Here is a 20,720-nt window from a genome sequence, read left to right as displayed (position 1 = left end):
GTCGGGGAAGTCGGGGAAATCAGAGGAAGATGCCGCGGGTGAGCCCGCCGTCGCAGCCGATCGACTCGCCGGTGATCGAGCCGGCTTTCGGCGACGCGAGAAACGCGACGATCCAGCCCATCTCCTCGGGCTGCAGCACGCGCCGGATCGGCGTCGCCTTGACGTAGTTGGCCTCGACCTCGGCGGCCGTCAGCCCCTGCTTGTGCGCTTCCTTCTCGTAGAGTTCGTGGATGTGCGGCGTCTCGACCACGCCCGGATGAATCGTGTTCACCGTGATGCCGAACGGCCCGAGCTGATCGGACAGCGTCTTGGTCAGATGCACGATCGCCACGTTGCGCATGCCGGACAGCTGCTTGCTGCCGCGGCCCGTCAGGCCGCCGACGTTCACGATCCGGCCGAAGCCGTTGCGGCGCATGTACGGCGCGGCCGCCTTCGCGCAGCGCAGGTAGCCGATCACCTTGATGTCGATGTCCTGCAGCAGGCCTTGCGGGTCCGCATGCTCCAGCTCCGCGCGCACCAGCCCGCCCGGATGCGCGGCGCCGTTGAGCAGGACGTCGAGGCGTCCGAAGCGTTCGACGCTGGCCGCCATCGCCGCTTCGATGGAGCGCATGTCGGTCGTGTCGAGCGTGACCGGCAGGATCGCGCCCGCGGCGCTGCCGAGCGGTTCGAGCGCCGTGCGAAGCTCGGCGGCGGCGGCCTCCAGGTGTTCCATGCGCCGCGCCGCGATCGTGACGTTGACGCCTTCGCGGGCCAGCTCCAGCGCAACGGCCTTGCCGATGCCCATGCTGCCGCCGGTGATGAACGCGGCCTTTCCGTTGAGTTGCAGATCCATGGCGAGAAATGATGAGAGTCGGGATTGATGGAGCGGGCAAGCGCCCGCTTAGGCGAGGCACATCTCGATGAGGCGCGGCCCGTCGGTGTGCGCGAGCGCGTCGTCCAGCGCGCGCGACAGCGCCTGCGTCGTGCTCACGCGCTCGGCCGGCACGCCGTAGCCGGCCGACAGCGCGAGCCAGTCGATCGGCGGATCGTCCAGCAGCGTCAGCCGGCTCGCGTGCGGCGTGTCGGCCGGCTGGCCGTTGCGCGCGAGTTCCGTCTGCAGGATCGCGTAGCGCCGGTTCGATGCGATCAGCATCACGATCGGCAGACGCTCGCGCGCCATCGTCCACAGCGCCTGGATCGTGTACTGCGCGCTGCCGTCGGATTGCAGCGCGAACACGCGGCGCGCCGGGCATGCGACGGCGGCGCCGAGCGCGACCGGCAGCCCCTGGCCGATCGCCCCGCCGGTGTTCGTGAGGATCGTGTGCCGGCGCGCGCGCGCCGACGCCGTCACGAACGGATACCCGCAGGTGCCGCCTTCGATCGACACGATCGCGTCGTCCGGCAGCGCGTCGGCCAGCACGCGCCCGGCCGTCTGCGGCGTCAGCGGCCCGGCTTCGACGTTCCAGCGTGCGACGCGCACGCCGTCGACGTCGGCCGTCGCGCCGACGGCTTCGGCGAGCGCTTCCAGCGCCGCGTCGGCCGCCTCGCCCGGATCGGCCAGCGTGACGAGGTCCTCGGGCGGCGCGAGCTCGCCCGGGATGCCTTCGTATGCGAAGTACGTGACGGGCGCGAGCGCGCCGGCGAGCACGACCTTGCGCCCGGCGAGGGCCGCGCGCGCCGGCTCGGGAAAGTACGGCAGCCGGTCGATGTCCGGCAGGCCGCCGCCGCGCTCCGCGCGGGCGGGAAAGGTTTCGCCGAAACAAGCCGCGCCGGTGGCCGCCGCAATCCGCGCTGCCGCCTTCTGGCCGCGCGCGGACAGCGCTCGGGCGCCCAGCAGCAGCACCGCGGGCACGCCGGTGCGCAACAGGTCCGCGACCCGTGCGAGCCGGGCCGCGTCGAATGCGGGTGCGGCAGGGGCCGGTGCGGCCTGCGCACGCGGCTGCGATGCGGTTTCGTTCACGGCCGCCGACTGCAGATCGACCGGCAGCACCAGCGTCGCGACGCCCGAGGCCGCCGCGGTCGCTGCCGCGATCGCGGCGGCGGTGTCGCGCGCCAGATCGTCGGCATGCGCGACGCTGCGATACCAGACCGACACCGGCCGCGCGAGCGATTCGATGTCGGAGGTGAGCGGCGCGTCGTATTTCAGATGCGCGCGCGCGTGATCGCCGACGATGTTCAGGATCGGCGTGCGGGCACGGCGGGCGTTGTGAAGGTTGGCGATGCCGTTCGCGTGGCCCGGCCCGAGGTGCAGCAGCGTCATCGCGGGCTTGCCGGCCATCCGGCCGTAACCGTCCGCGGCGCCGGTGCAGACGCCCTCGAACAGCCCCAGGATCGGACGCACGCCCGCCACGCGATCGAGCGCGACGACGAACGGCATTTCCGTCGTGCCTGGATTCGCGAAACAGACGTCGACGCCGCGCTCGCGCGCCGTTTCGAGCACGATGCTAGCGCCATCGCGGGTTCGGGCATCGGTGTCCAGGTGTGGGATTTCCATTCGGCGGCTCTGGGTGGGTGACGAAGTGGAATTCACTTTAATCCCGAAATACGGGATTTGTCAAACTATCGCTATTGACAACGGCGGCTGAACGGATTCACGTTTACCCGGTGAAATTGCGAATTCCTGTGGTTCAGATTGCTGTCCCGCCGCCGCCCGTCAGGCTGCGATACATCGCGAATTCCCGTATTTCGGTATTCATGGAAATGGCGTCGCGTTCGACCCGGCGCCGCTTGCCGGCGTGTTCGCGCGCGCTGAGGAGGCTCATTGATGGACGGACACGTGGGCCGCGCCAGGGGTGAAGACGAATCGCGACCGATCGAACGATGGAGAGAGGGAAGCCCGCACTCGCATCAGCGTGCGCTGGAAGGGCAATGTGAGCGGCGCCGAGCACTTGGCACGCGCCCGCGCTGGGGCGAACGTTCGGCTTGTTGACGGCAACAGCTACGGCGTGCGGCCGACGCCGTAGCTTGCGCCGGCCGCACGCGCGACGGTGGACGACTCGCAATCTCTGAGGCGAAGTCATCGACCCGTCGCATCGGTGTTCGCCGTTCGCGGTGTTGGCTCAACGCGCGCGGCGCGCCTGCGGTGCCCGTGCCGCTCGTTGTATTGGGGCGGGCGCGGCTTGTCGATCGGCGACCGTCTCGCGGCCGCGTTCGGCGCGGGCGCAACTCGAACACGCCGCCCGGTGGGCGGCTCGCGTTGCGCCTGTCAGCGTGCCGCCATCGGCATCGCGACCGCCGCGATAGCACGCGTCGCGCCGAGCGCGCGACGGTGCACCGTCGAGCAGCACGAGACACACGGCCATCGCCTGGCGGACGACCCGGCCATTTCGACGCGACGACGCGTTGCTATCCGAACCCGCCCGCGTTCATCGCGAAAGCGTGATCGTCCCCGCCGTGTGTACAAACCACGCCCGCAAGCCGACGCCACGCACTCGCCACGAATCGAACCGCTACTCGACGTTATCCGCCACGTCGGTCATCCGAATCATGTGCGGCCTGACGCCGTCGTCGTCCGCCGGTGCGGCTTCCTTCGGATGGATCAGCGCGTCGAGCCGCGCCTTCGTCGCGATGAACTCCGGCGCATTGACCTGCGAGCCGTCGCGCGGCCGCGGCACCGGCACCTCGATCAACTCGTGCACCGAGCCCGGATTCGCCTTCAGCACCAGAATCCGGTCCGCCAGCAGGATCGCCTCGTCGAGATCGTGCGTGATGAACAGGATCGTCACGTCGATGTTGCGCCAGATGTCGAGCAGGTGCGCCTGCATCTTCGCGCGCGTCTGCGCGTCGAGCGCGCCGAACGGCTCGTCCATCAGCAGGATGCGCGGGCGGTTCGCGAGCGAGCGCGCGATCGCGACGCGCTGCTTCATCCCGCCCGACAGCTGGTGCGGATACACGTCGGCGAAGCGCGTGAGCCCGACCAGATCGAGCCACTGCAGCGCCTCGCGCTCGGCCTCGCCGCTGCTGCTGCCGTTCATCCGCAGGCCGAACATCACGTTCTTCTTCACGGTGAGCCACGGAAACAGCGTGTAGCCCTGAAACACCATCCCGCGATCGGCGCCCGGCCCCTGCACCGGCTTGCCGTCGAGCAGCACCTCACCGCTCGTCTGCGTGTCGAGCCCGGCCAGGATGCGGATCAACGTCGACTTGCCGCAGCCCGACGGGCCGATCACGCAGACGAACTCGCGCCGGTGCGTGCGGAAGCTGATGTCGTCGAGCGCGGCGCACTCGCCCTGCGGCGTCGCGAAACGCTTGCCGACGTGCCGCACGTCGAGGATCACGTCGCGGGCCTTGAGCCGCGCGAAGCGCTCGCGCACCGCGTCGGATTGAATCAGGTAATCGGGAACGGCTTGCGGGTTCTGCATGATGGCCTCTGCAACGATCGGTCGATGGGTATGCGCGAGCGGGCGTCACGCTTTGAGCGTGCGGTCCCACGGAAACAGCCGGCGGCCGAGCGCGCCGAGCGCGAGATCGGTGCCGACGCCGATGATCCCGATCATCAGGATCGCCGCGTAGACGTTGTCGAAATGCTGGTAGCGCGCCTGCTGGCTGATGTACCAGGTGATGCCCGAGCTGGTGCCGACGAGCTCCGCGACGATCAGGTAGGTCCATGCCCAGCCGAGCAGGATGCGCTGGTCGCGATACAGGTCGGGCAGCACGCCCGGAATCACGACGTGCGTGAGCAGCTTCAGCTTGTTGGTGCCGAGCGTCATCGCGGCCTCGAACAGCCCGTATTCGAGCTTGCGCGTGGTGTTCGCGACGATCAGCACCTGCTGGAACAGCGTACCGATCACGATGATGGCGATCTTCGGCGCGTCGTAGATGCCGAGGATCGCGACCATCAGCGCGCCGAACGCCGGGGCCGGCAGGTAGCGGAAGAATTCGAGGAACGGCTCCTGCAGCCGCGCGAGCGCGCTGAACGTGCCGCACACGATGCCGAGCGGCACGCCGATCGCGGACGAAATCACGAAGCCCCAGAAGATGATCCGGATGCTGTGCCACAGGCTCTCGTGCAGCCACACGCCGTCGCGCGACGCGGGCGGCGTCGTGAACGCGGTATAGAACGCGCGCAGCACCTGATGCGGCGCCGGCAGGTACACCGGATTCGCGCGCACGCCCTCCGGCACGGCCGCGTGCGTGGCGCGCGCATGCGCGAGCTCGTCGTCGAACACGTCGCGGTCGATCTGCATGCCGGTCTGGAAATAGTCGACGCTGCCGGGATTCGTGATGCGCATTTGCGGATGCCAAATGAACGGCACGTAGCTGACCAGGCACCAGACGGCGAACGGCAGTAAGAAGGACGCGATGCCGAGCGTCCACTTGCCGCGCGTCGTCAGTTCGCGGCGCACGGCGAGCCATCCGGTCGTATTGCGGGTCGTTGACATGGAAATCTCCGTATCGTTTGGGTGCCGGTCGCGCGCAGGCCGCAGCCCCGCGCGACCGGACGTTCATTGCAGCGCGCGGCTCGCGGCCTGCGCGCGATAAGCGCGCCAGCCGCCGAAGCGCGTGATGTCCTGCGCATCGTCGAGCGCCGCGCTTTCGCAGACGAAGCCCTGCACCGTCGCGCCGTCCGCGAGCGTCAGCGTGCCGATGCCGAGCGGCGCCGCGATGCCGGCGACGAAGCTGCCGTACGCGTCGACCGGCATTTCCCAGACCTCCACCGCGATCGGCGCGCCGCCGGCCGGCACGCGCACGAGGCCCGGTTTCGCGACGCCGCCGCTGGTCGCGGCGGACAGCGCGTACAGGCGATAGGCGGGCGCGGTCGTGGTCTCGGCGACGAAGCGCGCGCCGCGCTGCGTGAGCTCGCCGTTCAACGGTTCGCCGCGCAGATGCGCACCGACGACGGCCACGCGCACGAAGCCGGCGCAGGCGCGATTTGCGGCCATCGACGCGGCTATCGACGCGGCCGCCGACGTCGCAGCGACCGCACCGTCGGCGTGACCGACGCCGTCGCCCCACGCCTGCGCGAGATCGAGCAGGCGCGCGTCGTCGTGCGCGCGGCCGACGAACGTGATCCCGAACGGCAGGCCCGCATGCGGCCCGGTTTCGCAGGTGCCGGCAGGCACCGCGATCGCCGACAGATCGAGCAGGTTCACGAAGTTCGTGTAGTAGCCGAAGCGCGAGTTGATCGCGATCGGATCGGCTTCGAGCGCGTCGACGGTCGCGGTCGTCGGCGAGGTCGGCATCGCGATCGCGTCGAGCCCTTCCCACGCGGCAGCCGCGTCGACGCGCAGCGTCGCGAGCTGGTCGAACGCCGCGAACGCATCGGCCGCGCTGAAGCGCGAGGCGCCGCCGAGGATTTCGCGGATCACCGGATGCAGCGCATCGGGCTGCCGCGCGGCAAACGCGCCGATCGCGGCGACGCGTTCGGCCACCCACGGGCCGCCGTACAGCAGCCGCGCGGCGGACAGAAACGGGCCGAAGTCGATCTCGACGACTCGCGCGCCGGTCGCGCGCAATCGGACGAGCGCCGCGTCCCATGCAGCGCGATACGACGCGTCGCCGTAGAACTCGAGCTGATCGGCGCGCGGCACGCCGAAGCGCAGTTGCCCGAGCGGCGGCGCCGGCCGCGCGCGCACGCCATGGGCGTCGAGCAGCGGCTGCCATGCGCGCCCATACGGATCGCGTTCGGCGACGCCCTGCGCGACGTCGAACACCGCGCGCGCATCGGCCGGCGAACGGGCGAACACCGATACGCAATCGAGCGAGCGGCACGCCGGCACGACGCCGAGCGTGCTCAACACGCCGCGCGTCGGCTTGAGCCCGACGAGCCCGTGGAACGCGGCCGGCACGCGGCCCGAGCCGGCCGTGTCGGTGCCGAGCGAGAACGTTGCGACGCCGAGCGCGACGGCCACCGCCGAGCCGGAGCTCGAGCCGCCCGACGCGTAGCGCGGGTCGAGCGCATTGCGGCACGCGCCGTAAGGCGAGCGCTGCCCCGACAACCCCGTCGCGAACTGGTCGAGATTGGTCTTGCCGATCGGAATCGCGCCGGCCGCGATCAGCCGCGCGACGACCGGCGCGCTGCGTTCGGGCGTATACGCATAGGCCGGACAGCCGGCCGTGGTCGGGATGCCGGCGAGGTCGATGTTGTCCTTGATCGCGAACGGCACGCCGTAAAGCGGCAACGATGCGGGGTCGCGCGCGGCGAGCGCGTGCGCATACTCGCTCATCTCCGCGAGCGTGAGCGGCCTGATCCACGCATGGTGCGGATCGCCCGCGTCGAAATGCGCGGCGATCGCCTCGACGAGCGCATGCGGCGTCAGCTCGCCCGCCGCATAGCGCGCGCGCAGTTCGGCGATCGAATGCAGCCCCGGCAGAATCGAAGGTTGCGTCGTGCTCATGCGACCTCCTCGGCGGCGCCCGCCTTCATCACCATCAGCCGCTGCCCGGCCACCACCGCCGCGCCCGGCGCGCAATCGATCGTCTCGATCGTGCCGCTTTCCGTTGCCGTCACCGCCACCTCCATCTTCATCGACTCGACGATCGCGACGACCTGACCTTCGGTCACGCGCTCGCCGGCTTCGACCAGCACCTTCCAGACGCTGCCCGACACGTCCGCCGCAATCGCGCGCTGCGTAGCGTCGAGCGCGCCCGCGACGCGCGCCGCTTGCGCGTCGCCCGGCTCGGCGTCGCCGACGTATTCCGCATGCCCGGCCGCGCGCCAGCGCTCGCGCTCCGCGTCGAACGCGGCCTGCTGCGAGGCCTTGAACGCGGCGATCGAATCGGCCTCGTCGCGCAGGAAGCCGTTGTATGCGCGCAGGTCGAATACCGATTCCTCGATCTTCAGCGCCGCGCGGCCCGCGATGAAATCCGCGCGCAGCGCGCTCAGCTCCGCTTCGCTCACTTCGTAGAAGCGAATCTCATCGAAGAAGCGCAGCAGCCACGGCTTGCCGGCTTCGAATTCGCGCGTGGTCCGATGACGGTTCCACATCTGCACCGTGCGGCCGACGAACTGGTAGCCGCCCGGCCCTTCCATCCCGTACACGCACAGGTACGCGCCGCCGATGCCGACCGCATTCTCGGGCGTCCACGTGCGGGCGGGGTTGTATTTGGTGGTCACGAGCCGGTGCCGCGGATCGATCGGCGTCGCGACGGGCGCGCCGAGATAGACGTCGCCGAGCCCCATCACCAGATAGCGCGCGTCGAACACGATGCGCTTCACGTCGTCGATGTGGGCGAGGCCGTTGATGCGGCGGATGAACTCGATGTTGCTCGGGCACCACGGCGCATCGGGCCGCACCGATTGCATGTAGCGCTCGATCGCGACGCGGGTCGACGGATCGTCCCACGACAGCGGCAGATGCACGATGCGGTTCGGCACGCGCATGTCGGTTACGTCGGGCAGTTCGCGCTCGGCGGCCTGCAGATGCACGAGCAGCGCATCGAGCGGCAGCGTGCGCGGGTCGAACTGCACCTGCAGCGAACGGATGCCCGGCGTCAGGTCGAGCATGCCGGGCAGACGATGCGCGTCGAGCCAGCACATCAGCGCATGCACGCGAAAACGCAGGTTCAGGTCGAGCACGAGCGGCCCGTATTCGACGAGCACGTTGCGATCGCCGGAGCGCCGGTAGACGACGCCGATGCCGCCGCCGGCCGATGCGTCGCGCGCCAGTATGCAGTCGCCGGGCTCGCTGGGCTCGGCGGTCGAGCCGGTTATGACGGCCGGCGCGGCGGGCGCGAGCGCGGCGGCCGGGGCCGTGACGAAGGTTTGCGTCGCACTACTCGCGGCCGCATCTGTTTCGGCGGTATTCGAGGCTATAGCGCCGTCGGCCGCCCCACCCGGCAACGCCGACACCACGTCCGCCGCCACGCGCACGAACTGCACGGTATCGCCCGGCCGCAGCTGGCCGAGCTTCCACAGCTCGTCGCGCACGACCGTGACCGGACACACGAAGCCGCCGAGGCTCGGCCCGTCCGGGCCGAGGATCACCGGCATGTCGCCGGTGAAATCGACGGCGCCGATCGCGTATGCGTTGTCGTGGATGTTCGACGGATGCAGGCCGGCCTCGCCGCCGTCGGCCCGCGCCCATTGCGGCTTCGGGCCGATCAGCCGCACGCCCGTGCGGCTAGAGTTGTAGTGAACCGTCCATTGCGTGCCGTAGAGCATCGCGATGTCGTCCGGCGTGAAGAAGTCCGGCGCACCGTGCGGACCGTCGAGCACGCCGAGCGTCCACGCATGCGTGAGCGCGGGAATCTCGGCCGCGGGCAGCGTCGCACCGGCGTCGCCGCGCGCGGCGACGGCGTGCAGGTGCAGCACGTCGCCGCGGCGCAGCGCGCGCCCCGCGTGGCCGCCGAACTGGCCGAGCGTGAAGGTCGCCTTGCTGCCGAGATAGTCGGGCACCTGCAGCCCGCCTTTCACCGCGAGGCATGCGCGCACGCCCGCGCCGGTCACGCCGCCGAGCTTCAGCACCGCGCCCGGCCGCGCGCGCAACACCTGCCAGAACGGCGCAGGCTCGCCGTCGAGGGTCGCCGCGAGCGGCGCGCCGCCGAGCACGAACAGCGTCGCCGTGTTGAAGCGCAGCGTCGCGCCGACCATCGTGAATTCGAGCCCGGCCGCGTCGCGCGGGTTGCCGAGCAGCGCGTTCGCGAGGTCGAACGCGCGGTCGTCCATCGGCCCCGACGGCGGCACGCCGACGCTCCAGTAGCCGACGCGCCCCGGCGCCTGCTGCACGGTGGTCTGCATGCCGCCGTCGAGCACGTCGATCGTATGCGGCGCGAACGCGAAGCGCGACAGGAACGCGGTGGTCGGCGCGCCGTGCGCGAACGTGTCCGAGCCGGCGATCGCGCGCAGGTAGTCGAGGTTGGTCTCGATCCCGTACAGCTCGGTGCGCGCCAGCGCGGCCTGCAGCGCGGCCAGCGCATCGCGGCGCGTGTCGCCGCGCACGATCAGTTTCGCGAGCAGCGGATCGTAATGCGCGCTGATCTCCGTGCCCGCCTCGATCCAGCCGTCGACGCGCACGTCGTCGGGAAACGCGACGTGCGTGAGCAGCCCCGCGCTCGGCTGGAACTGCTTGTTCGGGTCCTCCGCGTAGAGCCGCACCTGGATGCTCGCGCCGCGCGGCGCGACGGCGAGCGCGTCGAGCGGCGGCAGATCGCCTTCGGCCTGCAGGATCATCCATTCGACGAGATCGATGCCCGTCACCGCTTCGGTCACGCAATGCTCGACCTGCAAGCGCGTGTTGACCTCGAGAAAATAGAAGTGCCGCGCGCTCGCGTCGAACACGAACTCGACCGTGCCGGCCGACGCGTAGCCGACCGCGCGCGCGAGCCGCACCGCGCTCGCGTGCAGCGCGTCGCGTTCGGCGGCGGTCAAGTCGGGCGCGGGCGTTTCCTCGATCACCTTCTGGTTGCGCCGCTGCACCGAGCAATCGCGCTCGCCGAGCGCGATCGCGCCGCCGCGGCCGTCGCCGAAAATCTGCACTTCGATGTGCCGCGCATGCTCGACGAACTTCTCCAGATAGACGCCCGCATGCGCGAAGTTCACGTTGCCGAGCCTCACGACGGAGTCAAACGCCGCGTCGAGCTGCGCCGCATCGCGGCACAGCGACATGCCGATGCCGCCGCCGCCGGCCGTGCTCTTGAGCATCACCGGATAGCCGATCGCATCGGCTGCGGCAAGCGCCGCCGCGACGTCGCCGAGCAGCCCGGTGCCGGGCAGCAGCGCGACGCCGTGCGCGGCGGCAAGCTCGCGCGCGGTGTGCTTGAGGCCGAACGCGCGCATGTGCTCGCCGCGCGGGCCGATGAAACGCAGGCCGGCCGCCTCGCATGCGTCGGCGAAGCCCGCATGCTCGGACAGGAAGCCGTAGCCGGGATGCACGGCCTGCGCGCCGGTTGCGTGCGCGGCCGCGAGGATCGCCGCGACGTTCAGATAGCTGTCGGCGGCCGGCGCGGGGCCGACGCGTATCGCTTCGTCGGCGAGCGCCACGTGGCGCGCGTCGCGATCGGCATCGGAATAGATCGCGACGGACGCGATGCCGAGGCGCTTCAGCGTCCGGATCACGCGGCACGCGATTTCGCCGCGGTTCGCGACGAGGACTTTGGCGAATCTCATGCTGCCTCCCGCGCGGCGGCGCCGATGGGCGTAGCGCGGCATGCGCCGCGCATCGCTGCGCGCGCAACTATCCGGGCGGCGTGGCGGAGGCGGCCGCGCGTCGAACGATCGTGAGCGTGCAGGCCGTTCATCGGGCCTCCCAGACGAGCAGGCGCACCGGCGTCGGGTTGTAGCCGTTGCACGGATTGTTCAGCTGCGGGCAGTTCGAGATCAGCACCGTGACGTCCATCTCCGCGCGCATCTCGACGTACTTGCCGGGCGCCGAGATGCCGTCCTCGAACGTGAGCCCGCCGCTCGGCGTGACGGGCACGTTCATGAAGAAGTTGACGTTGCCGACGAGGTCGCGCTTCGTGAGCCCTGCGCCGGCACCGCACGCGCAGTGCGTGATCGCGTTGAGGAAGCTGTCGCGGCAGTTGTGCATGTAGCGCTTGTCGAGCGCGTAGCGCACGCTGTTGCTCTCAGCCGCGCACGCGCCGCCGAGCGTGTCATGACGCCCGCAGGTGTCGGCGACGATCGTCGCCATCGGGTTGCCGCGGCTCGACAGCAGCACGCTGCCGGCGCTCAGGTACAGGTTGCGCTGCGCGCGGATCGTGTCCTGCGCGCTATAGCGTTCGTCGGTGTCGTCGGTGCGGTAGAACAGCGTGTCGACGGCCTGGTTGCCTTCGAGGTCGAGGATCCGGAAGATCTGGCCGCGCTTCAGGTCGTGCAGCCACGGTTCGCCCGCGGGCAGCGTGGTGTCGTGGATCGCGTCGCGCGGGTCGAGACGGCTTTCGATGATCGGCATGGCGGCGCTCCTTAGGCGAACAGACGGTCGGTGTTGGCGAAGCCGCGCGTGTTTTCCGCGCAGGCGCACCGGCACGGGTCGTCGTCGGGTGCCGCGCCGTCGGCCGGATACGCGCGGTAGGCGATCAGCTTCACGGGCTTCGGCGCATAGTCGGCGCGCGGGTCGAGCGGATGCGGCGCGGTCGAGAACGCCGCGAGCGTGTTCATCTCGAAGCGCAGGTCGAGCGTGCTGCCGGCCGGCGAATGTCCGACGACGAAATCGAGCGCGCCGTCGTCGCCGGTGTCGAGCCTGCTGAAGAAGTTGACGTTCGCCGCGAGGTCGCGCGCCGACAAGCCGTATTTCGCGAGCTCGAGCACGAGGCTGTCGCGGCCGTTGCGGACCATCGCGTTGCGCACGGCCTGATACGACGTCGTGCCGTACTTGCTCGCAAAGAGCCGCGCATCGCCGACGCCGCCGAGCGGGTCGTGCCAGCCCAGCGTGTCGGCCGTGATCGACGCGATCACGCGACCCATGTCCGTGTACAGCGCATGACCGCGCGTCAGATGCGCGGTGTGCTGCGCCTTCAGCGTATCGGCCATGTTGTAGCGTTCGAGCAGATCTTCCTGGCGATGAAAGACGGCGGACAGGTTCGCGCCGCCTTCGATATCGACGATGCGCAGCGCGAGGCCGCGGCGCAGGATGCCGGACCAGTGGGTTCCGGCGGGAATCAAGGCTTCCCACCCGATGTGTGGCGGCGGGGCGAGAACGGCTTGGGGGCTCGGCGACATGACGGCTCCGGGGTCGGTTGGACAAAGGGCGTGAGAGGGCGACCGAACGACATCGCGACCTCCCGGGCTTTTATCCCTCCGTGGAGCCTCGCCGTTTCCTCTCGTCGAGGCGAAGGCAAGACCGGATTGCTCTCGGACCAGACATCGCGCGGCGCGCCTGCGCCACACGACCGGAACCCTAGCGATCCTGAAGATGATGCAAATTGCTTCGCACCTCTCGGGGGTCGATGAAGCGAGTTGCGTGCCAGCCGACGCATGAAGACTGCCCGGCGCCCGCACGACAACCCGCGACGGCGCGGCATGCTCGAGCAGCCCGGCAGACGCTTGCCCTCGCGGCGGGCGTGCGGCGCACCATGCGCACGCGCCGGCGCACCGGCTCAGTGCGCCCCACCTGGGCTTCACGTGCGCGGGCCGCGCGATACCCGATGGCATGGGCATTGCTGAAAATCGCAGCGACGCCACTCGCCATCCGCTCCTTCATGAACAAGCTCGACCTGCTCCGGCGCGCCCTGAGCGCGCTGTTCGCCGCACGCTTCATCGAACTTCAGCGCAGCGCACGACGCCGTTGAGTCGCACGGCCGAGTGCGACCGCGCGCGACCGACACCGATCGGCATCGATTGGCACGCTTCTCGCTCGACATGACGCCGAGAGGTGCGGCGGTGTCGCATCTTAGGGTCGCTAGGGTTCCGGTTCATCGAACGTCTGGTCCGAGAGCAGCCCGGCGCGCGGGCGTCCGATCACGAAAACGGACGCCCGCGCGCTACACGGCGGGACAAAAGCCCGGGAGATTGGCGATGGCAACGGCCGTCGCGCCTCTCCGTGGCCGCCCGTCCGTTCCGCATCCGCAGGAACCGGTCACGCAGCCGGACCGTGTGCTCGCACACGATCCGTATCGACGATCCCGATCCCGGTCTCCTGGAGAACAACGATGACCCGTCCCGCCTCGGCGTTGCGCCGCCTGCCGTCCTTCCGTCTCATCCGTCATGCATTGGGGGCCGCCGCCGCGGCCGCCGCGCTGTGGGCCGCACCCGCCGCGCACGCGGCCGCGCCGCTGAAGATCGGCTACAGCGACTGGCCGGGCTGGGTCGCCTTCCAGGTCGCGCTCGACAAGGGCTGGTTCAAGGAAGCCGGCGTCGACGTCGATTTCGAATGGTTCGATTATTCGGCGTCGCTCGATGCGTTCTCCGCGGGCAAGCTCGACGCGGTCGCCGCGACCAACGGCGACGCGCTCGTGACCGGCGCGTCCGGCGCGAAGAACGTGATGGTGCTGCTGACCGACTATTCGGCCGGCAACGACATGATCGTCGCGAAGCCGCCGGTGCGCACCGTCGAGGCGCTGAAAGGCAAGAAGGTCGGCGTCGAGCTGGGCCTCGTCGATCATCTGCTGCTCGAAACCGCGCTGCAGAAGCACGGGCTCAAGGACGGCGACGTCACGCTCGTGAACGCGAAGACCAACGAACTGCCGCAGGTGCTCGGTTCGTCGTCCGACATCGCCGCGGTGGCCGCATGGCAGCCGAACGCCGGCGAGGCGTTGAAGCGCGCACCGGGCGCGCGGGCGATCTTCACGTCGGCCGATGCGCCGGGGCTGATCTACGATGCGATCACGGTCGCGCCGGCGAGCCTCGCCGCGCGTCGCGCCGACTGGGCGAAGATCGTCAAGGTCTGGTATCGCTGCGTCGCCTACATCAACGATCCGAAGACGCAGGCCGATGCGGTCAAGATCATGTCGGCGCGCGTCGGCCTCAAGCCGGAGCAATATCTGCCACTGCTGAAGGGCACCCACCTGCTCGACGAGGCGGCCGCGAAGCGCGCGTTCCGCAAGGGCGACGGGCTCGATTCGATCTACGGCTCGACGCGTAACGCCAACGCGTTCAACGTGCGCAACGCGGTGTACAAGCAGGCGCAGGACGTCGACACGTATATCGATCCGCGCTTGGTCGACGCGCACTGACCGTCGCGCGCTGTGCGCGACGCGAACCGGACCGGCACGCCGCCGCTCCGGTTCGATGTGCGCGCGGCGAAGTGACGACGCCGCCACGCCGCGCGCGCGGCAGGCCGATCGCTACATCGTCCCGGCGAGATGAAACCGCGACGCCGGATGCCACAGCGTGACCGACGTGGCGACGTGCTCGCCGACCCACGTGCGGCGCTTCAACAGCAGGCACGGTTCGCCGATTTCCATGACGAGATGGCGACGCACCTGCGCGTTCGGCTTCTCCGCGTAGATGCGGAACTCGGCGTGCTGGATCGGCGCGAGCCGCACCATGTAATGGTTCGGCGTGTCGACCGTGAAGTCCTGCTCGAGGTAGTCGGGAAACAAGGCCGGGTTCACGTAGCGATCTTCGAACTGGATCGGCTCGTCTTCCTCGTAATGCACGATGCGCGAATGGAACACCGGCCCCGAGCGCAGCCCCAGCGCGTCGATCGCTTCCGGCTCGACGCTGCGCTCGATCAGCAGCACGCGCGCGCTGTGCCGATGGCCGCGCTCCGCGATCTCGTCCGCGATGTTGCGGATTTCCAGCACCGTCGATTCGTAGTGCCGCCGCTCGACGAACGTGCCCGCGCCCTGGATGCGCGTCAGCACGCGCTCGGCGGTCAGCTCGCGCAGCGCGCGCGACACCGTCATCCGCGCCACGCCGAATTCCTTGACGAGCTCGGCCTCCGTCGGAATCGCGCCGCCGGGCTTCCAGTCGCCGTTCGCGATCCGCTCCACGACGTAGCGCTTGATCTGCTGGTACGCCGGCAGCGCGCGTGCCGGCACGTCGTCGCGCGGCGCAGCCGCTCGGCGTGCCGATGCGTGTCGTTCCGTTTCGTTCATGCGCCCTCGACCTAAGGAAAGTTGAATGCCGCTGCGCGTCGCCGCTAGCGCACGGGTAACGGCGGCCCCGCGACGATCGCGGCCGCGATCGCGATGTCGTCGGCCAGCGGCCGATCGTCGCGATACGCCCGCACCTGCTCGCGCACATGGCGCCACAGCGCATCGGTCGACGCGGCGCGCCCGGTGTTGCCCGCCTGCAGATCGTATGCCTGCGCGGCGGCCAGCAACTCGATCGCGAGCACGCGCGTCGCGTTCTCGATGATGTCGAGCGCCTTCAGCGCGGCAGGCGTCGCGTGGCACAGGTGATCTTCCTGCAGCCCGGACGTGATGCCGCCGTCGAGGCTCGCCGGCGCCGCCAGCCGCTGGTTCTGCGCGACCAGCGCGACCGCCGTGTACTGCGCGATCATGAAGCCCGAGCACGTGCCGCCGGGCGCGGCGAGGAACGCCGGCAGCCCGCTCACGAGCGGATTCACGAGACGGTCGAGCCGCCGCTCGGCGATGGCCGCGACCTGCGCCATCGCGGCCGCGAGGCTGTCCATCGCCAGCGCGATGCCCGCGCCGACCGCATGGGCCTGCGAATGAACGACCGGCGCGTCGCGCGTGCCGGCGACGATCGGGTTGTCGGTCACGGACGCGAGCTCGCGATCGACGACTTCCGCCGTCACGGCGAACACGTCGCGCGCCGCGCCGTGCACGTGCGGGATCGTGCGCAGGCTCAACGGATCCTGCGTGCGCCGCCCGCTCGCAGCGGCGAGCAGCGGGCTGTCGGCGAGCATCGCCCGCAGGCGCGTGCCGACCTGCGCGATGCCGGGCGAGATCCGCAGCGCGAGCGACGCCGGGTCGAATGCGGCCAGTTGGCCGCCGAGATTCTCGAAGCTCGCCGCCGCGATCCAGTCGGCCCAGTCGAGCAGGCGCTCCGCGCGCGCCAGCGCGAGCGCGGCGAGCCCGGTCACGCACGGCGTGCCGTTGACGAGGCTCAGCCCTTCCTTCGCGCCGAGCGCGAGCGGCTCGCGCCCGACGCGCCGCAGCGCGTCGCCGCCGCCGATGCGCTCGCCTCGATGGCGCGCGTGGCCGTGGCCGATGCACACGAGCGCCACGTGCGCCATGTGGGTCAGATAGCCGACCGAGCCGTGCGCCGGCACTTCCGGCAGGCAATCGTGCTCCAGCAACGCGACGAGCTGATCGACCACCTCCGGACGCACGCCCGAATGCCCATGTGCGAAGTTGTTGATCGCCGCCGCGATGATCGCGCGCGTTTCGGCCGGGCCGAGCGGCATGCCGACACCCACGGCGTGGCTCATCACGATGTTGTGCGACAGCGTGCTCTGCTGGGCCGGCGACACGATCACGTCGCACAGCGCACCCACGCCGGTATTGACGCCGTACGCGCGAATGCCGCGCGCGACGATCTCGTCGACGAGCCCGCGCGCCGCCGCGACGCGCCCGCGCGCCTCGTCGGTCAACGCCAGCGACGCGCCGGCCGCGACGGCCGCAATCTGCCGCCAGTCGAGCGGCCGTGCAGAACGGAAGACGGTCATGATGGGCTCAGTTCGCGGCGCGGTCGTGGTGGCTCGACACGAACTGCCCGAAGCGCGCGGAACACTCGCCGCCGAACAGCGCGGCGGGCGGCCCGTCGCAATCGACTTCGCCCTGATGCAGGAACATCACGCGATTCGACACGTGCCGCGCGAAGCCCATTTCATGCGTGACGACCAGCATGGTGCGCCCTTCCTCCGCGAGCGAGCGCATCACGCGCAGCACCTCGCCGACCAGCTCCGGATCGAGCGCCGACGTCGGCTCGTCGAACAGCATCACCTTCGGATGCATCGCGAGCGCGCGCGCGATCGCGACGCGCTGCTGCTGACCGCCGGACAGATGCGCGGGATAGTAGCCGCGCTTGTCGGCGAGGCCGACACGCGCCAGCAGCGCCTCGGCTTCCTCGACCGCTTCCGCGCGGCTGCGCTTCAGCACGCGCAGCGGACCTTCGACCAGATTGTCGAGCACGGTCATGTGCGACCACAGGTTGAAGTTCTGAAACACCATCCCGAGCTGCGAGCGGATGCGATCGACCTGGCGACGGTCGCCCGGCTGCAGCTTGCCGTCGCGCGTGCGCTTCATCTTCAGTTCCTCGCCGGCGAGCGCGACGGAGCCGTCGTCGGGCGTCTCCAGCAGGTTCAGGCAGCGCAGGAAGGTGCTCTTGCCCGAGCCGCTCGCGCCGAGGATCGAGATGACGTCGCCTTCGTGCGCGTCGAGCGAAATACCCTTCAGCACGTGGTGATCGCCGAACGACTTGTGGATGTTCTTGACCGACAGCGCAACGGGAGCAGCGGTGTTCATCGGATTCTCCTGGAAATGGCGGGGCGCTCAGGACGCCGCGCGCCGCGGATTGTGCGTCGTCGCTGCGGACGGGCCGGACGGCTTCGGCGCGCGCAAGTGCGCGGAGAGCCGCCATTCGAGTGCGCCGAGCACGCGCACGATGATGAAGTTCAGGCCCAGATAGATGAGGGCCGCACAAACGAACACCTCGGTCGTGCGGTAGGTTTGCTGGATGATCTGCTGCGCGACGCCCGTGACCTCCCACACCGTCACGAGGCTCGCGAGCGCGGTCGATTTGACCAGCAGCACGGCCTCGGTCGAATAAGCGGGCAAACACTGGCGCAATGCGATCGGCCCTATCACGCGGCGCAGCAGCGCGAAGCCCGACAGCCCGATCGAATAACCGGCCTCGATCTGCCCGACCGGCACGGCCATCAGCCCGCCGCGCACGATCTCGGCCGTATAGCCGGCCGTGCACAACGCGAGCGACAGCACCGCGCATGCGTAGGGATCGCGCAGCAGCGGCCACACGAAGCTTTCGCGGATCACGCCGAACTGACCGAGCCCGTAGTAGACGAGAAACATCTGGATCAGCAGCGGCGAGCCGCGAAACACGAGGATGTAGGCGCGCGCGAAGCGGTTCGGCAGCCAGTGCGGCGACACGCGCATCGCGACGATCACGAGCGACAGCAGGCCGCCGAGCACGAGCGACGCGAAGAACAGGCCCAGCGTGGTCGGCACGGCCGCGAGCAACTGGCGCAGCGTGTCGGCGAGGAAGTCGAAATCGAAGGTCATGCGGGCGCTCCGTCAGTTGCGTGCGAAGTTGCGGCGGAACGAGCGGCCGACGAGCGCTTCGGCGCGGTTGAACACGCGGTTCGACAAGGCCGTCATCAGCAGATACAGCGCGCCGCCCGCGACGAAGAAGAGGAAATACTGGTGCGTCGAATTCGCCGCGACCTGGCTCGTGCGCAGCAGCTCCGCGAGCCCGGTGACCGAGATCAGCGCCGAGTCCTTCAGGCTCAGTTGCCAGACGTTGCCGATGCCGGGCAACGCGAAGCGCAGCACCTGCGGAACGAGGATCCGGCGCAACACCATGCCGCGCGGCATGCCGATCGAGCGCGCCGCTTCGAGCTCGCCCTTCGCTACCGCCAGCACGGCCGCGCGATACACCTCGGCCTGATACGCGCCGGAAATCATCCCGACCGCGAGCGCGCCGATCACGAACGGCGGCACGCCGATGAAGCCGTCCGCGCCGAACCACTGGCCGACGGCCGTGACGAGCGTCGAGCCGCCGAAATAGAACAGGTAGATCACGAGCAGTTCGGGCACGCCGCGAAACACGGTGGTGTACAGGTCGCCGAGCAGGCGGGCGCTGCGGTGACGCGACAGCTTGGCTGCCGCGATCACCGCGCCGATCGCGGCGCCCACCGCCAGCGCGGCGAGCGTCAGCGCGACCGTCATCAGCGCGGCGAGCAACAGCACACCGCCCCAGCCGTCGGTTCCGAAGCCGAGCATTTCAAGAATCGCCATGCGTGCCTCCCGGCATACGTTGAAGGACTTCCGATGATGCGTGCCGCCGCGCGCCGGCCGGGCCGGTCACGCGACGGCAGACGGACACGCGCTTACGGCGTGACGTCGGTCTTGAACCACTTGTCGGCGAGCTTCTTGACGGTGCCGTCCGCGAGTGCGGCGCCGATCGCCGTATCGAACTTCGTCTTCAGGTCGGCATCCTGCTTGCGGAACGCGAGCCCTTCGCCGGGCCCCCAGATCGGGCCGCCGAGCTTCGGGCCTGCCAGCACGATCGATGCGTTGTCCTTCTTCGCGATGTTCGCCGCGTAGTACGTGACGTCGTCGAACGACGCGTCGATACGGCCGGCGACGAGATCGAGGTCGCGCTCCGGCGAGGTCTTGTACACGCGGATCGACGCGATGTCCTTGAAGCTGTCATTGATGAACTTGGTGTAGACGGTGCCCGACTGGATGCCGATCGTCTTGCCCTTCAGCTGCTTGCGCAGCGCATCGACGGTCGGCTTGTCCGCGTTCGCGTCACCGGTCAGCTTCACGACCGGCGCGGCGGGCGACGCCTTCGGCAGGATCTTCGTATCGGTGACGGCGAAGGTCGCCGGCGTGGCCGCATACGGGCGCGAAAACAGCAGGATCTTCTCGCGCTCCGGCGTGATCGAGATCGCATCCATCAGCACATCGAACTTGCCGGCCTGCAGGCCCGGAATCATGCCGTCCCAGTCCTGCGCGACCATGTTGCATTGCACCTTGATGCGCTCGCACACGTTCGCGAGCAGTTCCGGCTCGAAACCGCCGAGCTTGCCGCCCGGCAGCGTGAGGTTCCACGGCGCATAGCCGCCTTCGAGCGCGACCGTCACCGTCTTCCATTCCTTCGCCTGCACCGGCGCGGCGAGTGTGGCCGCCGCAGCCGCGATGATGCCGATCGTCCTGACTGCCCAGTTGATGCGCTTGCCGTTCACGGGGTTTCTCCTTGCGTTGAGGTTCGCAATCCCCTCGGTGCAGCAAGCGCCTCAGGAATTTGTCTATACAAGCATGCAAGAAGAAAAATGGAGAGACAAGCGGCGATCAAAAAAAAACGGGGAAACGCGGGAAATCCCCTAAGTTCAGGCGCGTAGCGCACTTCATCGTGGTGAATCGGGGCACGGAATTGGTGCGGTTTTCACGGTCGAATCGGCAGGATGACTAGACAAATTTTGAATTTGATCGCGGGGAGCCGATGGGGTGGCGTCCGATGTCGGGGCGACATCGAAAGATCACGGTTCATTTAACTCCTCGAGATCGCGCTCGAGATAGCGATCGTCGAGGCCAAGAAAATCGAGGATGTACGGATCTTTCAGCACGAGGTCAGGCGTCATCTGCTGCGCGTCGCGGAGGTGCGCCACTTCGCGCCGAATCACTTCGTCGGGTTGCCGCGACAGCGCACTGCGCTCGAACAGCATCGACTGCATCCGCTCCTGCAACTGCCGCGACGATCGTCGCGGAGG

General features: G+C 69.4%; 17 protein-coding genes, 1 pseudogene and 2 riboswitches. Of the genes and pseudogenes, 2 read left to right on the top strand and 16 right to left on the bottom strand.

Annotated features, from left to right (window positions below):
• Window positions 1–19: 19 nt before the first annotated feature.
• The 9 genes from AK36_RS25330 to AK36_RS25295 form a co-directional block, all read right to left on the bottom strand.
• On the bottom strand, window positions 20–832 hold the full coding sequence (locus AK36_RS25330) for an SDR family NAD(P)-dependent oxidoreductase (protein WP_011879732.1): 813 nt from the start codon (window positions 830–832) through the stop codon (window positions 20–22).
• A 48-nt stretch (window positions 833–880) separates the two neighbouring features.
• Window positions 881–2,473 carry an acetolactate synthase large subunit gene (locus AK36_RS25325; protein WP_045579536.1) on the bottom strand — a complete coding sequence of 531 codons (1,593 nt, stop codon included), beginning with the start codon at window positions 2,471–2,473 and terminating at the stop codon, window positions 881–883.
• Between the two features lie 133 nt (window positions 2,474–2,606).
• Window positions 2,607–2,741 (bottom strand): hypothetical protein, encoded by a 135-nt coding sequence (locus tag AK36_RS34580; RefSeq protein WP_257785818.1) that lies wholly within the window; start codon window positions 2,739–2,741, stop codon window positions 2,607–2,609.
• A 687-nt stretch (window positions 2,742–3,428) separates the two neighbouring features.
• Window positions 3,429–4,340 carry an ABC transporter ATP-binding protein gene (locus AK36_RS25320; RefSeq protein ID WP_011879729.1) on the bottom strand — a complete coding sequence of 304 codons (912 nt, stop codon included), beginning with the start codon at window positions 4,338–4,340 and terminating at the stop codon, window positions 3,429–3,431.
• A 45-nt stretch (window positions 4,341–4,385) separates the two neighbouring features.
• Window positions 4,386–5,360: an ABC transporter permease gene (locus tag AK36_RS25315; protein ID WP_011879728.1), complete on the bottom strand. Its 975-nt coding sequence runs from the start codon at window positions 5,358–5,360 to the stop codon at window positions 4,386–4,388.
• A gap of 63 nt (window positions 5,361–5,423) precedes the next feature.
• Complete coding sequence (gene atzF, locus AK36_RS25310; RefSeq protein ID WP_045579535.1) at window positions 5,424–7,316, bottom strand: allophanate hydrolase; 1,893 nt, start codon at window positions 7,314–7,316, stop codon at window positions 5,424–5,426.
• Window positions 7,313–11,026 carry an urea carboxylase gene (gene uca / locus AK36_RS25305; RefSeq protein WP_045579534.1) on the bottom strand — a complete coding sequence of 1,238 codons (3,714 nt, stop codon included), beginning with the start codon at window positions 11,024–11,026 and terminating at the stop codon, window positions 7,313–7,315. Before uca ends, atzF begins: the two co-directional genes overlap by 4 nt.
• Before the next feature lie 127 nt (window positions 11,027–11,153).
• Entirely contained in the window at window positions 11,154–11,810 is a 657-nt protein-coding gene (locus AK36_RS25300) for an urea amidolyase associated protein UAAP2 (protein WP_045579533.1), read from the bottom strand.
• An 11-nt stretch (window positions 11,811–11,821) separates the two neighbouring features.
• Window positions 11,822–12,577, bottom strand: a complete 756-nt coding sequence (locus tag AK36_RS25295) for an urea amidolyase associated protein UAAP1 (protein WP_045579532.1) — start codon at window positions 12,575–12,577, stop codon at window positions 11,822–11,824.
• A gap of 57 nt (window positions 12,578–12,634) precedes the next feature.
• Window positions 12,635–12,770, bottom strand: a riboswitch (guanidine-I (ykkC/yxkD leader).
• A gap of 232 nt (window positions 12,771–13,002) precedes the next feature.
• Here AK36_RS25295 and AK36_RS33740 point away from each other — a divergent pair.
• Both AK36_RS33740 and AK36_RS25290 read left to right on the top strand, forming a co-directional pair.
• Entirely contained in the window at window positions 13,003–13,146 is a 144-nt protein-coding gene (locus AK36_RS33740) for a hypothetical protein (RefSeq protein ID WP_155625165.1), read from the top strand.
• 99 nt (window positions 13,147–13,245) lie between these two features.
• Window positions 13,246–13,367: riboswitch (guanidine-I (ykkC/yxkD leader) on the top strand.
• Window positions 13,368–13,506: 139 nt separating this feature from the next.
• Entirely contained in the window at window positions 13,507–14,529 is a 1,023-nt protein-coding gene (locus AK36_RS25290) for an ABC transporter substrate-binding protein (RefSeq protein WP_011879723.1), read from the top strand.
• Window positions 14,530–14,640: 111 nt separating this feature from the next.
• On the opposite strand, the gene hutC is transcribed toward AK36_RS25290, so the two are convergent.
• From hutC to AK36_RS25255, 7 genes and pseudogenes are all read right to left on the bottom strand, one after another.
• Window positions 14,641–15,396: a histidine utilization repressor gene (gene hutC / locus AK36_RS25285; protein ID WP_011879722.1), complete on the bottom strand. Its 756-nt coding sequence runs from the start codon at window positions 15,394–15,396 to the stop codon at window positions 14,641–14,643.
• Between the two features lie 44 nt (window positions 15,397–15,440).
• Window positions 15,441–16,934, bottom strand: coding sequence for an aromatic amino acid ammonia-lyase (locus AK36_RS25280; RefSeq protein ID WP_011879721.1), 1,494 nt, complete (start codon window positions 16,932–16,934; stop codon window positions 15,441–15,443).
• A 7-nt stretch (window positions 16,935–16,941) separates the two neighbouring features.
• Entirely contained in the window at window positions 16,942–17,733 is a 792-nt protein-coding gene (locus AK36_RS25275) for an ABC transporter ATP-binding protein (RefSeq protein WP_011879720.1), read from the bottom strand.
• A gap of 27 nt (window positions 17,734–17,760) precedes the next feature.
• A complete protein-coding gene (locus AK36_RS25270; RefSeq protein WP_011879719.1) occupies window positions 17,761–18,507 on the bottom strand; it encodes an ABC transporter permease in 747 nt (248 codons plus the stop codon).
• 12 nt (window positions 18,508–18,519) lie between these two features.
• Window positions 18,520–19,242: an ABC transporter permease gene (locus AK36_RS25265; protein ID WP_011879718.1), complete on the bottom strand. Its 723-nt coding sequence runs from the start codon at window positions 19,240–19,242 to the stop codon at window positions 18,520–18,522.
• A gap of 92 nt (window positions 19,243–19,334) precedes the next feature.
• Window positions 19,335–20,195 carry a transporter substrate-binding domain-containing protein gene (locus AK36_RS25260; protein ID WP_045579531.1) on the bottom strand — a complete coding sequence of 287 codons (861 nt, stop codon included), beginning with the start codon at window positions 20,193–20,195 and terminating at the stop codon, window positions 19,335–19,337.
• 309 nt (window positions 20,196–20,504) lie between these two features.
• A pseudogene (locus tag AK36_RS25255) lies at window positions 20,505–20,714 on the bottom strand (PDDEXK nuclease domain-containing protein); the annotation flags it as partial.
• Between the last annotated feature and the right edge of the window lie 6 nt (window positions 20,715–20,720).

It is taken from the genome of Burkholderia vietnamiensis LMG 10929, assembly GCF_000959445.1.
Taxonomy (GTDB): domain Bacteria; phylum Pseudomonadota; class Gammaproteobacteria; order Burkholderiales; family Burkholderiaceae; genus Burkholderia; species Burkholderia vietnamiensis.
The sequence above is the reverse complement of the archived record's forward strand: the minus strand, read 5'-3'. Positions and strand labels throughout refer to the sequence as shown.

Bases quoted from the DNA above. Each gene is read 5' to 3' on its own strand.
- AK36_RS25330 (WP_011879732.1), bottom strand. From the start codon at position 832: ATGGATCTGCAACTCAACGGAAAGGCCGCGTTCATCACCGGCGGCAGC.
- AK36_RS25325 (WP_045579536.1), bottom strand. From the start codon at position 2,473: ATGGAAATCCCACACCTGGACACCGATGCCCGAACCCGCGATGGCGCT.
- AK36_RS34580 (WP_257785818.1), bottom strand. From the start codon at position 2,741: ATGAGCCTCCTCAGCGCGCGCGAACACGCCGGCAAGCGGCGCCGGGTC.
- AK36_RS25320 (WP_011879729.1), bottom strand. From the start codon at position 4,340: ATGCAGAACCCGCAAGCCGTTCCCGATTACCTGATTCAATCCGACGCG.
- AK36_RS25315 (WP_011879728.1), bottom strand. From the start codon at position 5,360: ATGTCAACGACCCGCAATACGACCGGATGGCTCGCCGTGCGCCGCGAA.
- atzF (WP_045579535.1), bottom strand. From the start codon at position 7,316: ATGAGCACGACGCAACCTTCGATTCTGCCGGGGCTGCATTCGATCGCC.
- uca (WP_045579534.1), bottom strand. From the start codon at position 11,026: ATGAGATTCGCCAAAGTCCTCGTCGCGAACCGCGGCGAAATCGCGTGC.
- AK36_RS25300 (WP_045579533.1), bottom strand. From the start codon at position 11,810: ATGCCGATCATCGAAAGCCGTCTCGACCCGCGCGACGCGATCCACGAC.
- AK36_RS25295 (WP_045579532.1), bottom strand. From the start codon at position 12,577: ATGTCGCCGAGCCCCCAAGCCGTTCTCGCCCCGCCGCCACACATCGGG.
- AK36_RS33740 (WP_155625165.1), top strand. From the start codon at position 13,003: ATGGCATGGGCATTGCTGAAAATCGCAGCGACGCCACTCGCCATCCGC.
- AK36_RS25290 (WP_011879723.1), top strand. From the start codon at position 13,507: ATGACCCGTCCCGCCTCGGCGTTGCGCCGCCTGCCGTCCTTCCGTCTC.
- hutC (WP_011879722.1), bottom strand. From the start codon at position 15,396: ATGAACGAAACGGAACGACACGCATCGGCACGCCGAGCGGCTGCGCCG.
- AK36_RS25280 (WP_011879721.1), bottom strand. From the start codon at position 16,934: ATGACCGTCTTCCGTTCTGCACGGCCGCTCGACTGGCGGCAGATTGCG.
- AK36_RS25275 (WP_011879720.1), bottom strand. From the start codon at position 17,733: ATGAACACCGCTGCTCCCGTTGCGCTGTCGGTCAAGAACATCCACAAG.
- AK36_RS25270 (WP_011879719.1), bottom strand. From the start codon at position 18,507: ATGACCTTCGATTTCGACTTCCTCGCCGACACGCTGCGCCAGTTGCTC.
- AK36_RS25265 (WP_011879718.1), bottom strand. From the start codon at position 19,242: ATGGCGATTCTTGAAATGCTCGGCTTCGGAACCGACGGCTGGGGCGGT.